13 protein-coding genes are annotated in these 12,462 nt (G+C 64.2%); 9 read left to right on the top strand and 4 right to left on the bottom strand.

The features are described 5' to 3' along the window. Nucleotides 1-63: 63 nt before the first annotated feature. On the bottom strand, nt 64-2,781 hold the full coding sequence (gene aceE, locus LMT64_RS05835; RefSeq protein WP_229253070.1) for a pyruvate dehydrogenase (acetyl-transferring), homodimeric type: 2,718 nt from the start codon (nt 2,779-2,781) through the stop codon (nt 64-66). A gap of 360 nt (nt 2,782-3,141) precedes the next feature. Between aceE and LMT64_RS05840 the strand changes: the two genes are divergently transcribed. The 7 genes from LMT64_RS05840 to queC all read left to right on the top strand — a co-directional run bounded on the left by LMT64_RS05840 (nt 3,142) and on the right by queC (nt 8,091). Next, a complete protein-coding gene (locus LMT64_RS05840) occupies nt 3,142-4,059 on the top strand; it encodes a LysR family transcriptional regulator (protein WP_229253071.1) in 918 nt (305 codons plus the stop codon). A 71-nt stretch (nt 4,060-4,130) separates the two neighbouring features. Beyond that, the gene (locus tag LMT64_RS05845) at nt 4,131-5,228 is read left to right on the top strand and encodes a quinone-dependent dihydroorotate dehydrogenase (protein ID WP_126350883.1); all 1,098 of its coding nucleotides are present in this window, start codon (nt 4,131-4,133) and stop codon (nt 5,226-5,228) included. 176 nt (nt 5,229-5,404) lie between these two features. Continuing rightward, on the top strand, nt 5,405-5,590 hold the full coding sequence (locus LMT64_RS05850) for a hypothetical protein (protein ID WP_126350884.1): 186 nt from the start codon (nt 5,405-5,407) through the stop codon (nt 5,588-5,590). Nucleotides 5,591-5,756: 166 nt separating this feature from the next. Then, nucleotides 5,757-6,224, top strand: coding sequence for a preQ(1) synthase (gene queF / locus LMT64_RS05855; protein ID WP_126350885.1), 468 nt, complete (start codon nt 5,757-5,759; stop codon nt 6,222-6,224). Then, on the top strand, nt 6,225-6,635 hold the full coding sequence (locus LMT64_RS05860) for a 6-pyruvoyl trahydropterin synthase family protein (protein WP_126350886.1): 411 nt from the start codon (nt 6,225-6,227) through the stop codon (nt 6,633-6,635). It abuts the gene before it with no gap. Then, a complete protein-coding gene (locus tag LMT64_RS05865) occupies nt 6,619-7,350 on the top strand; it encodes a 7-carboxy-7-deazaguanine synthase QueE (protein ID WP_126350887.1) in 732 nt (243 codons plus the stop codon). The genes LMT64_RS05860 and LMT64_RS05865 overlap by 17 nt, the downstream gene beginning before the upstream one ends. 30 nt (nt 7,351-7,380) lie before the next feature. Continuing rightward, a complete protein-coding gene (gene queC / locus LMT64_RS05870; RefSeq protein ID WP_126350888.1) occupies nt 7,381-8,091 on the top strand; it encodes a 7-cyano-7-deazaguanine synthase QueC in 711 nt (236 codons plus the stop codon). Between the two features lie 39 nt (nt 8,092-8,130). Here queC and trmD read toward each other — a convergent pair whose 3' ends face one another. Genes trmD through LMT64_RS05885 form a run of 3 tightly spaced genes read right to left on the bottom strand, consistent with a single transcriptional unit; the run spans nt 8,131 to nt 9,788 of the window. Next, nucleotides 8,131-8,937 carry a tRNA (guanosine(37)-N1)-methyltransferase TrmD gene (gene trmD, locus LMT64_RS05875; RefSeq protein WP_126350889.1) on the bottom strand — a complete coding sequence of 269 codons (807 nt, stop codon included), beginning with the start codon at nt 8,935-8,937 and terminating at the stop codon, nt 8,131-8,133. 3 nt (nt 8,938-8,940) lie between these two features. After that, nucleotides 8,941-9,495, bottom strand: a complete 555-nt coding sequence (gene rimM / locus LMT64_RS05880; protein WP_126350890.1) for a ribosome maturation factor RimM — start codon at nt 9,493-9,495, stop codon at nt 8,941-8,943. Next, a complete protein-coding gene (locus tag LMT64_RS05885) occupies nt 9,492-9,788 on the bottom strand; it encodes a KH domain-containing protein (RefSeq protein WP_126350891.1) in 297 nt (98 codons plus the stop codon). Before LMT64_RS05885 ends, rimM begins: the two co-directional genes overlap by 4 nt. Nucleotides 9,789-9,898: 110 nt before the next feature. On the opposite strand from LMT64_RS05885, the gene LMT64_RS05890 reads away from it, so the two are divergent. Both LMT64_RS05890 and LMT64_RS05895 read left to right on the top strand, forming a co-directional pair. Continuing rightward, nucleotides 9,899-11,005, top strand: a complete 1,107-nt coding sequence (locus LMT64_RS05890; protein WP_126350892.1) for a Gfo/Idh/MocA family protein — start codon at nt 9,899-9,901, stop codon at nt 11,003-11,005. 229 nt (nt 11,006-11,234) lie between these two features. Then, nucleotides 11,235-12,428, top strand: a complete 1,194-nt coding sequence (locus LMT64_RS05895) for an amino acid aminotransferase (RefSeq protein ID WP_126350893.1) — start codon at nt 11,235-11,237, stop codon at nt 12,426-12,428. Nucleotides 12,429-12,462: the final 34 nt, after the last annotated feature.

A 12,462-nucleotide genomic window follows, 5' to 3' on the forward strand; every position in this document is an offset into this window, starting at 1 on the left:
CAGTGTGGCAGAGAGCCAGGGACAAAGAGCTTCATCTGGTCCTTAGCTCTCTGCCGCTGGCACTCAGCGCAGTACGGGCGCTTCCCGCTCCGGGTCAATGCCGAGATCTGCCAGGGCCTGAGCCACCACTTCGCCCTTCACTTTACCTTCGCGTTGCAGGGCATACAGGGTTGCCAGCACCACATGTTTGGCGTCTACTTCAAAGAAATCACGTAGTTCGGTGCGTGCCTCGCTGCGGCCGAAGCCATCCGTTCCCAGAGTCCACAGCTTGCGGCTCAGGTGGCCGTTCAGGCCGTCGGCACCCAACTTGACGTAGTCGCTGACTGACACCAGCACGCCAGGGGCGTCTTTTTCATTCAGCAGACCGGCCACATAGGACTCTTTGGGGGCCTCGGTGGGGTGGAGCATGTTCCAGCGCTGGCTCAGGAGGGCGTCTTGGTGCAACTCCTTGTAGGAGGTCACGCTCCAGATGCTGGCCGCCACGCCGTACTTTTTGAGCAGCTCGGCAGCTTCCAGGGCTGCGCCCATTGCCGGACCGCCCGCCAGCAGCTGAGCTTGCAGCTTGGCTTTCTTGTCCTCAGCGGGCTGGAACAGGTACATGCCACGCATGACGCCGTCGCGCACCCGGTCATGGTCCTGCGGCATGGGCGGCTGGACTTCGTTCTCGTTGTCAATGGTCACGTAATAGAACTCGTCGAGGCCGTCTACGAACATCCGCTGAATGCCCTGCTCGAAAATCACGGCCAGCTCGTAGGCGAAGGCCGGGTCGTAGGCTTTAAGGTTTGGCACCACATATGCCTGCAGGTGGCTGTTGCCGTCTTGGTGCTGCAGGCCCTCGCCCGCCAGGGTGGTGCGTCCGGCGGTGGCGCCCAGGATAAAGCCGCGCGCGCGCTGGTCGGCAGCGGCCCAGACCAGGTCGCCCACCCGCTGCATGCCGAACATGGAGTACAGCATGAAAAACGGAATGGTCGGCACGCCGTGATGAGCGTAGGCCGTGCCCGCCGCAATCCAGGACGCCATCGCGCCGTCTTCGGTGATGCCTTCTTCCAGCATCTGACCGTCCACGGCTTCCTTGTAGTACATCAGCGAACCGCTGTCCACCGGGGTGTAGGTCTGTCCACGCGGCGAGTAGATGCCCACACGGGGCACCAGCGCGTCCATCCCGAAGGTACGGGCCTCATCGGGCACAATCGGCACCACATACTTACCGATTTCCTTGTCACGCAGCAGCTTGGCAAGGATGCTGACGGCAGCCATGGTGGTGCTGACTTCACGCCCGCCGCTGCCCGCCGCGAACTCCTCATAAAACTTGCCGTCAGGTACGGTGGGGTGCGGGTAGTCCACCACGCGGCTAGGTACGAAGCCGCCAAGTTTTTCGCGCTGCTTCAGCACGTACTGCACTTCGGGGCTGTCCATGCCAGGATGATAGAACTCCAGGTGCTCCACCTGTTCGTCGGTCAGGGGCAGTTCCAGCAGGTCGCGCAGGGCGGTCAGGGCACTGGCGTCCAGCTTCTTGACCTGGTGGGCCACGTTGCGGGCCTCGGCGCTCTCGCCCAGGCCATAGCCCTTGACCGTGCGGGTGATGATGACCGTCGGGCTGCCCTTGTGCTGCGTAGCAGCCTGATAAGCGGCGTACACCTTATGGACATCGTGGCCGCCGCGGTTCAGCTGGGCCAGGTCGTCGTCCTGCCACTCGGCGATCAATTGTTGGAGCTCCGGAGTGTTGAAGAACTGCTCGCGCAGCTCCTTGGCGCCGAACGCGGCGTAGCGCTGCGACTCGCCGTCCACCATCTTCTCGAAGCGCTGGATAATCAGCGGTGCGCCTTCCTGGGTCAGCAGTTCATCCCACTTGCTGCCCCAGACCACCTTGATGACGTTCCAGCCCGCGCCTCTGAACAGCGCCTCGAACTCCTGAATGACCTTGGAGTTGGCGCGCACCGGGCCGTCGAGCCGCTGCAAGTTGGCGTTCAGCACGAAAATGATGTTGTCGAGGTTCTCGTAAGCGGCAAAGCGCAGCCCGGCCACCGACTGCGGCTCGTCCATCTCGCCGTCGCCCATAAAGGCCCAGACTTTGGCATCACCCTTTTCCTTGAGGCCACGGTTCTCCAGATACTTGATAAAGCGCGCCTGGTAGATGGCCTGCAAGGTGCCCAGGCCCATGCTGACGGTGGGGAATTCCCAGTAGTCAGGCATCAGCCAGGGGTGGGGGTAGCTGCTCAGGCCAGGACCGTCGGGGCTCAGCTCGCGGCGAAAACGGTTAAGCTGCGCCTCGTCAAAGCGGCCCTCCAGAAACGAGCGCGAGTAGATGCCGGGGCTGATATGGCCCTGATAAAACACCAGGTCGCGGTTCGGCCCCGCGCCGTGACCTCTGAAAAAGTGGTTGAAGCCCACTTCCAGCAGCTCGGCGGAGGAAGCGTAGGAGGCCAGGTGCCCGCCGATGCCATCCGACGCCTTGTTGGCCTTGACGACCATCACCACCGCGTTCCAGCGGATGATGTTGCGGATTCGGCGCTCCAACTCCACGTCGCCGGGATACTCCGGCTGGCGACCCGAAGAAATGGTGTTGATGTACGGGGTGCTCTGCTTGTACTCAATCGGCACGCCCCGGTCGTAGGCCCAGGCGTCCAGCGCCTCCAGCAGTTCGGCGCTGCGCTTGCGGCCCCCGTCGGCCAGCACGTAGGCCAGCGAGTCGATCCACTCTTGGGTTTCCAGCTTGTTCAGCTCCTCGCGCTGCGTGTCCGGCAGGCTCACGCGGGGGGGAATAGGTGGTTTTAAGGTCATGGCGACAGTCTAGTGCCCGCATGTCAGCTGCGACCAACAAGGATCGGCAGGGGCATTCACCAATTTTTTTGGTAGATAGGCAGTGATGATGAGCCAGTTACTCCGAATGCGTCCAAACCGTGAGCGAGGCGGACCCAGTCCCACCTCAGCGGGTACCCTGCCGCTGGACGCCGAAGGTCACGGCACTGTGCCCCTGCGACAGCGGCGGCTTGGCGGTGACAGTCAGCGGAAAGTCAGTGGACCGTAGCCCAAATCAATCCACTGGCGGTCCACACTCACGACTTACAGGCTGTGGGGACTTGCAGGCTGTGGGAGAGCATGGCAAGCGCCTCAGCCTCTCTCCCTTTAGACTCGCTGGACATGGAACTCCGTCACCTACGCCACTTCATCGCCCTCGCCGAAGAAGGCCACTTTGGCCGCGCCGCCGAGCGGGTTTACGTCGTGCAGCAGGCCTCCAGCAGCTCGGTCCGCCGCCTGGAAGACGAGGTGGGCGTGCCGCTGGTGACGCGCAGTACCCGCCGGGTAGAGCTGACGCCAGCAGGGCGCGAGTTTCTGGCCGGAGCACGTGAAACCCTGACCCTGGCCGAGCAGACGCTGGAGCGTACCCGCCGCGCTGCACGGGGCGAGGTGGGGCACCTGACCGTGGGCTTTGTGGGCGGACTGGTGTTCGGCGGCCTACCGGAAATCGTGCGGGTACTGCGCGAGCGTTCGCCGGACGTGGGTGTGGAGCTGCGCGAACTGAGTGCGGCAGAGCAGGAGGCGGCTCTGCGAAGTGGGCAGATAGATGTGGGCCTGATGCTGCTGCCAGTGCGCGACCCAGCGCTGGAAGCCAGGGCGCTGTGGCGTGAGCCACTGGTGGCGGCCCTCCCGGCCGCGCACCCGCTGGCGGGGCGGGAGCGCCTGCACATCCATGACCTGGCGGGCGAGGACTTCGTGTTTTTTCCGCGCCATCAGCGGGCCACCTACTTCGATCAGGTGATGCGTTGGTGCGCCGAGGCGGGATTCAGCCCCCGCGTGGTGCAAGAGGGTCTGGAAGTGCCCACCTTGCTCTCGCTGGTGTCTGCCGAAGTGGGCATGTTCTTGCCGATCAGCTTTTTTCAGCGGCTGGGCATGCAGGGCGTGGTCTACCGACCGCTGGAGGGCGCACCGCTGATCGACATCGTGGCGGTCTGGCGGCGTGGGCGGAAGGACGCCTTGCTGGACGAGTTCCTGGGCGTGGCAGCGGAAGTGCTGGGACCAATAAGAGAGGAATTTCCGCAAAAGGCAAAAGCCAAGTGAGGTAGGCCGGGGCCAACTTGTGGTCATGGGGGCGGTTTCGCCTGCTGCCCTGCGCGTTAGACTGACCGCTGATGCACCCCTACCGTGACCTGCTCAAGCCGCAGCTGTTCCGCTTCGACCCCGAAGACGTTCACCACTTCACCATTGCCGGGCTGGGTGCGGCGGGGCGGCTACCCGGCCTTCCGGCGCTGGCCCGCCGCCTCAGCCTGCCGGATGTGCCTGAGTTGCGCCAGACGCTCTGGGGCCGCGAGTTCGCCTCGCCGCTGGGCCTGGCCGCTGGTCTGGATAAGAATGCCGAGGCAGTCACAGCTTTCGGAGCGATGGGGTTCGGATTTCTGGAGGTCGGCACGGTCACACCGCTGGCACAGAGTGGCAACGAACGTCCCCGACTGTTCCGGCTGCCAGAAGACGACGCTCTGATCAACCGCATGGGCTTCAACAACGGCGGCATGGCCACCATGCGCCGCCATCTGGAAGGGCCGCGCCTGTGCCCGGTATGGGTCAACATCGGCAAGAACAAGCTGACACCCAACGACGAAGCGGCGAGCGACTACCGCAAATGCGTGGCCGAGCTGTACCCGGTGGCGGACGCTTTTGTGGTGAACGTGAGCAGCCCCAACACACCCGGCCTGCGCGCCCTGCAAGCAGCAGGCGACTTGCGTGCGCTGGTGGCCGAAGTCATAGACGAAACCGAACGCCAGCGGGTCCGTACCGCCCGCCGCACTCCTCCAGTGCTGGTCAAACTGGCTCCCGATCTGCATCCCGCCGACTTCGGGGCAAGTGTAGACGCTGCCTTGGCCGCTGGGGCGGATGGACTGATCATCTCCAACACCACCCTGAGCCGTGATGGGCTGAGGAGCGTCCACCAGGGCGAAACCGGCGGGCTGAGTGGCCGGCCCCTGCGAGAACGCTCGACCGAACTGGTGCGCCAGGCCTATTCACAGGCGGGCGGTCAGGTGCCGATTATTGGTGTAGGCGGCATCTTCACCGCACAGGACGCCTACGAGAAAATCCTGGCCGGGGCCAGCCTGGTCGAACTGTATTCGGGCCTGATCTACGGCGGCCCCAGCTTGCCTGCCGAAATAGCACGTGGCCTGACGGCACTGCTGCGGCGGGGCGGCTTCCAGGATGTGGCCGACGCCGTGGGCCGAGGGGTACAGAACATCTGAGGGCTGGCGCAGCTTAGAGATCATCCGGAAAATAGGGTGAGCTGCTCAAGAGTGTCCGTGTCTGCTCGCTCTCCTGCGGAGCTGTGCCAGTCTGCTCGCATCAAATCGCGGCAACTCTCTAGCTGCACTAAACCCCGTTTCACACAGCACCGTGTATGAGGCGGCAGACTGGAAGTATGACTGATCCTGGAGACCGCGCCACCGCCCCAAGCAACATGGACCCTGAAACGGGCCGCCCTGACAGCGAAGCCCAGCCGACTGTGCCTGAAGTGGGCGAGGAAGGGTCGAAAGCCCTTCTGAAAGAAAACGAGAAGGACCAAGCCCAGAAGGCCGCTGACTTTCCCGACCCCACTGCTCTTTAAACACATTTAGGATGCGTGACCCGCCGGATAGCCCTATGCCCCGGCGGGTTTTTCATGCTGAATAGGCCCACACTGCCCCGCCCAGCCCATCGCCTACACTATGAACCGGGCCGACCTGTTTTGTCGGCCTGCGCCGCCATGAAGGCCCGGCGCACAGGAGTGACTTATGACCCAGACTGAACCCACCCCCGCTGCAACTTCCGCCAAAGACTGTGGAGGCTTTGACCGCCGCTACGACGTTCAGGGCCTGGACGCCATTGACGTGGCCGTGCTGGACACCTTTGCGGCCATCCGTGAAGACGACCCGGTGCGCTACCCCGGCGAACCCAGCGAAATCGTAATCAGCACCGACGAGTTCAGCCCGGTCTGCCCCTGGAGCGGTCTGCCCGACTTCGGGCGACTGGAAATCCGCTACGTACCGCGTGAAAAGTGCGTAGAACTCAAGAGCCTGAAGTATTACCTGACCTCCTACCGCTTCGTGGGCATCTACCACGAGCACGCCACCCGCCGGGTGCTGGCCGACCTGGTCGCCCTGCTGGACCCGCTGCGCCTGAGCATCGACTGTGACTATGGCCTGCGCGGCGGCATCCGCACGGCCGTGAAAGCGAACTATGTGGCCGAGGATCAGAAATAGATGCCCTGGAAGCTGAGCACCGAATTCACCTTCGACTCTGCTCACATCATTGAAGGCTACGACGGCCCCTGCGGGCGGCTGCACGGCCACACCTACCGGGTGCGGATGGAGCTGGAATCTGAGCGCCTGCGCCCCAGCGCCCATGTGCGCCGGGGCATCATGGTGGCGGATTTCAAGAGCCTGAAATGGGCCAAGAAGGACGTGGATCAGGGAGGACTGGATCACATGTTCCTGAACGAACATCCCGAGCTGGGAGACGACACCACCGCCGAGGTGGTCGCTGCCTATCTGCACCGTGAAACCATGCGCCGTATTCATGCCGACCTGGAGGAAAGCGATGACGGCGCGGACCTAAAATTGCGCGTGCTGCTGTGGGAAACGCCGGAGTCCTGCTGTGAGTACTGGGAGTAAGGCCGAAGTCCGCTCATCCTCTACCAAATACCCCGTCTACGAGCGCTTCTACACCTGGCAGGGCGAGGGGGTGCACCTGGGGCGGGCGGCCTACTTCATCCGGCTGTACGGCTGCCCGCAGCATTGCCCCTGGTGCGACAGCGCCGGGACATGGCATCCGGAGTACCGCCCCGAATCGGTGGGGCTAATGGACGCCGCAGCGCTGGCTGAGGCCGTCGCCGCCGAGAGTCCAGACGGGGCAGTGGTCATCATCACCGGCGGCGAGCCGATCTTGTTTGACCTGGTTCCACTCACGGACGCCCTACACGCGCTGGGCCGCCGGGTTCACATTGAGACCAGCGGCATCGCTCCACTGCGGGGTGATCTGGACTGGATGACGCTCTCACCCAAGCCCAGTCAGAAATGGCCGCTGCCCGCAGTGGTGGCCCGCGCCGATGAGGTCAAAATCATCGTGCATGACCCAGAAGACATCCAGGCCGGACTGGACACGCTCGGCGGCCTACGGCAAGACGCCGTGATCTGGTTGCACCCTGAATGGAGCCGCGCCCGTGAGCGTGATATGCGCGTGCTGAACGCGATCACCGAGGCGGTCAAGGCCAATCCGCGTCTGCGCGCTGGCTATCAGATGCACAAGCTTTACCGTGCCGATAATCTGGACCAACATAGCGACAAACGCCTGATCCCGTTGGGCGGGGACACGGCGCTGGGCTACTGAGCCCCTTACCCCCACTCCCAAGGAGGAGCCATGAGCCATTCATTCCCCAACGACAACCCCCGCGCCGTCGTGCTGCTGTCCGGCGGCCTGGATTCCAGCACCGTGCTGGGCCTGGCGGTACAGGATGGCTATCAGCCCACCGCGCTCAGCTTCCGCTACGGCCAGCGCCACACCGCCGAACTGGAGCGGGCCGCCGTGATCGCCGCGCACTTTGGGGCCGAGCACCGCATCGTGGACATCAACATCGGCAGCTTCGGCGGCAGCGCCCTCACTGACGATGGACTGGACGTGCCGCTGGAAGCCACCCCGGACGGCGTCGTCCCCCCCACTTACGTGCCAGGGCGCAACACGGTGTTTATCGCGGTAGGCCTCAGCCTGGCCGAGGCGATCAATGCAGGCAGCGTGCATCTGGGCATTACCGCTGTGGACTATTCCGGCTATCCCGACTGCCGCTCCGATTATCTGGCTGCGTACCAGACGCTGGCTGACCTGAGCAGTGTAGCTGGCCGGGAAGGGCACGGGGCGCGGCTGGTGGCTCCCCTTCTGGAAATGAGCAAGGTAGACATCGTGCGGGCCGCGCTGGACGCCCACGTTCCGATTGCCCAGACCTGGAGCTGCTACAGCGGCGGCGCAGAACCGTGCGGGCGCTGTGACTCGTGCCGCATCCGCGACGAGGCACTGCGGGCGGCGGGTCACCCGGAGCTCATGACGGCCTGGGGTCAGGCGCAGCTGAGAACTTAGAATCCTGCGCCGCAGGGCCCAGTCTTACGTAACCAGGACTTAGACAGGAGGTTTGCGCCGACGCTTCTGCTTGGGCGCAGGCGGCTCCGGGGCGTTCCAGGCCGCCAGTTGCTCGGCACTGGCGCCCAGCCGGAGCAGTTCGGCGCTGTCCTGCGGCATTAATCCTGCATGGGGCAGCAGATCGGGTCGGCGGTCCAGGGTGCGGGCCAGCGCCTGGGAGCGCCGCCACTCACGGATCGCGCCGTGGTTCCCTCCCTGGAGCACGTCCGGCACGCCTTCATCGGCCCAGACCGGCGGGCGGGTGTACTCCGGGTAGTCCAGCAGGCCTGAGCTGAAGGAGTCGTCCTGATGTGAGGCTTCGTCACCCAACACACCAGGGACCAGCCGCGCCACCGCTTCCATGATGCAGGCCGCCGCCGCCTCGCCGCCCATCATCACGAAATCACCGATGCTGACCTCACGGGTCACCAGCCGCTCCACGCGGGCATCAAAGCCCTCGTAGCGTCCGCAGAGAATGACCCAGTGGCCGCCCTGCGTGGCCCAGGCTTCAGCACTGGCCTGCGTGAAGGTCTGCCCTGCGGGGGTCAGCATCACCACTTCGTCTATAGGCGCCTCGGCCCGCAGTGCGTCCAGGGCGCGGGCCACCACATCGACCCGGATCACCATGCCGGCGCCGCCGCCATAAGGGGTGTCGTCCACCTTGTGGTGGCGGTTGCCGGACCACTGCCGCAGGTCGTGCAAGTTCACCCGCACCAGCCCGCGTGCCTGCGCCTTGCCGAGCAGGGCTTCTTCGGCAAAAGGACGCAGCAGTTCTGGAAAGAGGGTCAGCACCGAAAAGGTCAGCAAGGCTTAGTCCTCTGAGTCCTGACCGTCTTCATCGTCAATTTCGTCCTCGCCCAGTAGGCCGCCAGGGGTGTCTTCAGTCAGAACAATCCGGGTAGGCGCGCCGTCCTCGTCTTCAATCACCACGTAGGGCGCTTGCAGTGGAATCTGCGATTCGCCCAGATCGTGGCTGACCACCAGCAAGTCCTGATATCCCATGTCCAGCACGTCCACCACCGCACCGATCTGACGCCCTTCCTGCCAGACTGGCAACTCGCGCAGCTCGTGGTAGTAGTAGCTGCCTTCTTCCAGCGCGGGCAGGTCGGCGTCGTCGGCGTACACCTGAGCGCCGCGCAGGTCGGCGGCGGCCTCGCGCGTCGTGATGGTACTCGGAAAAAGGGCGATGCCCGGATAGGTCAGCTCGGTGCGGCGCAGCTTGAGCCAGCCCCAGCCCTCTACCCAAACACGTGGCAGTTCGCGCAGCTGCTCGGCTTCGCCCAGTACGAACAGCTTCACGCCACCTTTCAGCCCCTGCGGCCCCAGGAAATACCCGATCCGGGTCGTATTCTCCGGGGCGCTCACGGACGCCTCTTCTCCTTGTGGGCGCTGCGCGGGCCGTCCAGATCCACGGTCAGGCGCGAGCGCGGTGGGGTGGCGCTGCGGGCCAGGGTCCGGATCGCCTGGATTACCCGGCCCTGGCGACCAATCAGGCGGCCTTCTTCGCCTTCGCCCACCCGGATCAGCAGAGTCTGTCCCTGACGGTGAACCCGCACCTGCTCCGGCTCGTCCACCATCTGGCGGGCCAGAAACTCCACCAGCTCTTCTACGTCAATCTGTTGGTCGGGGCCATAGTGCTGGCCTTGGTCGCGGTTCATCCAGGCAGTTTAATGCATGGTCGCCGTGACCTGGCCCGCCGGTTCTGCATCAACGCCCTCTAAAGGCCCAGGGCCTGACGGTCTACGGGACTCCAGCGTTACGGTGAGGCATGGGCCTAAAACCAGAGATTCCCCATCCCGAATCCAAAGCCAAACGCGTGGGTTACGCCATCGTGGGCATCGGCAAGCTGAGCGCCGAGGAACTGATTCCGGCGGCCCGCACCAGCGAACATGCCTACGTCGCCGCGCTGGTCACCAGTGAGGAGGACAAGGGCGAAGCTTTTGCGCGGGCCTTTGACCTGACCGAAGACGACGTGTACACCTACGATGAATTTGAGCGCCTGGCCGAGCGGGACGATGTAGAGGCGGTCTATATCGTGCTACCCAACTCCATGCACCGCGAATACGTGGAGCGGGCCGCCAAAATGGGCAAGCAGGTACTGTGCGAGAAACCGCTGGGCATGAACGCCGAGGACGCCCAGGCGATGGTAGATGCCTGCAAAGCAGCGGACGTGTTGCTGATGACCGCCTACCGCTGCCAGTACACCCCGGAACACTGGACCGCCCGTGACGCGGTGCAAAGCGGCAAACTGGGCCAAATCCGCACGGTGGACTCGATTCACTCGCACGTTGAGGACGACCCCGAAGCCTGGCGGCTCAAAATTGACTTGGCGGGCGGTGGCCCGCTGCCGGACATCGGGCTGTATTCGCTGAACATCATCCGCTTTGTGATGGGCGAGGAGCCGCAGTGGGTCTTCGCCGACCTGCACCAGCCGGAAGGTGACAGGCGCTTTGAAGAGGTCGAGGAGCGCGTGAGCTGGATGATGGGCTTTTCCGGCGGTGTGGTCGCCAACTGCCTGACCAGCTACGCTTCGCAGGACACCTCTACGCTCCGGATCATCGGCGAAGAGGGCAGCGTGTTGATGGACCCGGCCTTCGACTATCAGGGCCTGAAGCTGACCATCGAAGACGACGAGGGCAAATTCGAGCCGTCGTTCCCGGCTTACGACCAGTTCACCAACGAGTTCGACCATTTCGCGCAGTGCATCCGTCAGGGCCGCACCCCCTGGACCCCCGGCGAAGAAGGCGTGGCCGATCATGTCGTGATGGACGCCATCTACGAGAGCGCCCGCACCGGAAAACGAATCACCCTGAAGCCTGTGAAGGAGAAAGACGCCTTCCGGGGTGAGAAGAAGCCAGAACTGCCGAGCAAATAACCTTTGCCGCCCGCAGCCGCCGGAGTGCTCAGTTCCGGCGGTTTTTCGTATCCGGCGCCGGTGCAACAGGATTTTGCCCACCATGCTGGACATACTGCCCTGGCCGCTGAGGTGCCCGGCCAGGCCGCCTCTGTATGATGGGCCTGGACTCGGTTCTGCACCACCATGCCTGCAGGGACAGACCGCTGATTTCCTAATCTTTTCCCAATTCCCCAACTGGAGTGTGAACATGCTCGAACAACTCAAAGCCCAGCCCGCCGATAAGATCCTGGCCCTGACCGAAGCCTTCCGCGCCGACGAGCGTCACGGCAAGATTGACCTGGGCGTGGGCGTGTACCGCGACGCCTACGGCCTGACCCCCGTGATGGCCGCCGTCAAAGAAGCCGAAAAGCGGATCTGGGACGAGCAAAAGACCAAGGCCTACACCCAGCTGGTCGGGGACGCTGAGTACCGCACTGCCCTGACCGACATGATTCTGGGGGAGGGTGCCGTTCAGCGGGCGGACCTGTCCAGCAGCGCCTCGGTGGGTGGTACGGGCGCAGTGCACTTGGCCTTGGCCCTGGCCCGCGCCGCCAACCCTGAATTGACGGTCTACTACTCCGACCCCACCTGGCCCAACCACCTGACCATCCTCTCATCTATGGGCATCCGGCATCAGAGTTACCGCTACTTCGACGCCGAGAGCGGCACGGTGGACCTGACAGGCATGCTGGAAGACCTGCAGCAGGCCAAGGCGGGCGACGTGGTGTTGCTGCACGGCTGCTGCCACAACCCCACCGGGGCGAACCCTACGCTGGAGCAGTGGGCACAAGTTGCTCAGGTGGTCAAAGAGTCCGGGGCCACCGCCCTGATTGACTTGGCCTACCAGGGCTTCGGGGACGGACTGGAACAGGACGCCGCCGCGACCCGCCTGCTCACGGGCGCGCTGGATGAAGTGATGATCGCCGCATCTTGCTCCAAGAACTTCGGTATCTACCGCGAGCGCACCGGCTTACTCATCGCCAAGACGGCTGAGGCGCAGCAGGGCACCGTACAGGCCAATATGGCCGCGCAGAACCGCCAGGCCTTCTCCTTCCCACCCGACCACGGGGCGCGAATCGTCAGCACCGTGCTGACTGACGCCGGGCTGCGCCAGTCCTGGACCGAGGAACTGGAGGCCGTGCGCCTGGGCATGCTGGAACTGCGAGCGCAGCTGAGCGCCGCCCTGCGGGAAGAGACCGGCAGCGACCGCTTCGACTTTATTGCCCGTCACCGGGGTATGTTCTCACGCCTGGGCCTGACCCCAGAGCAGGTGGAGAAGCTGCGCAGCGAGTACGGCATCTACATGACCGGTGATTCACGCATCAACATCGCGGGCCTGAACCGTGAAACGGTCCCGGTGCTGGCCAAGGCCGTGGCCGAAGTCATTCGCCGCGAAGGCTGAGTCAAGCGGTAGATCAAAATCAGAGCGGCGAGCA

The sequence above is a fragment of the Deinococcus radiophilus genome (assembly GCF_020889625.1).
GTDB classification, from domain to species: domain Bacteria; phylum Deinococcota; class Deinococci; order Deinococcales; family Deinococcaceae; genus Deinococcus; species Deinococcus radiophilus.

What these genes read in the sequence shown, in the direction of transcription:
- aceE (WP_229253070.1), bottom strand. Translation starts at nt 2,781, where the DNA reads ATGACCTTAAAACCACCTATTCCCCCCCGCGTGAGCCTGCCGGACACG.
- LMT64_RS05840 (WP_229253071.1), top strand. Translation starts at nt 3,142, where the DNA reads ATGGAACTCCGTCACCTACGCCACTTCATCGCCCTCGCCGAAGAAGGC.
- LMT64_RS05845 (WP_126350883.1), top strand. Translation starts at nt 4,131, where the DNA reads ATGCACCCCTACCGTGACCTGCTCAAGCCGCAGCTGTTCCGCTTCGAC.
- LMT64_RS05850 (WP_126350884.1), top strand. Translation starts at nt 5,405, where the DNA reads ATGACTGATCCTGGAGACCGCGCCACCGCCCCAAGCAACATGGACCCT.
- queF (WP_126350885.1), top strand. Translation starts at nt 5,757, where the DNA reads ATGACCCAGACTGAACCCACCCCCGCTGCAACTTCCGCCAAAGACTGT.
- LMT64_RS05860 (WP_126350886.1), top strand. Translation starts at nt 6,225, where the DNA reads ATGCCCTGGAAGCTGAGCACCGAATTCACCTTCGACTCTGCTCACATC.
- queC (WP_126350888.1), top strand. Translation starts at nt 7,381, where the DNA reads ATGAGCCATTCATTCCCCAACGACAACCCCCGCGCCGTCGTGCTGCTG.
- LMT64_RS05885 (WP_126350891.1), bottom strand. Translation starts at nt 9,788, where the DNA reads ATGAACCGCGACCAAGGCCAGCACTATGGCCCCGACCAACAGATTGAC.
- LMT64_RS05890 (WP_126350892.1), top strand. Translation starts at nt 9,899, where the DNA reads ATGGGCCTAAAACCAGAGATTCCCCATCCCGAATCCAAAGCCAAACGC.
- LMT64_RS05895 (WP_126350893.1), top strand. Translation starts at nt 11,235, where the DNA reads ATGCTCGAACAACTCAAAGCCCAGCCCGCCGATAAGATCCTGGCCCTG.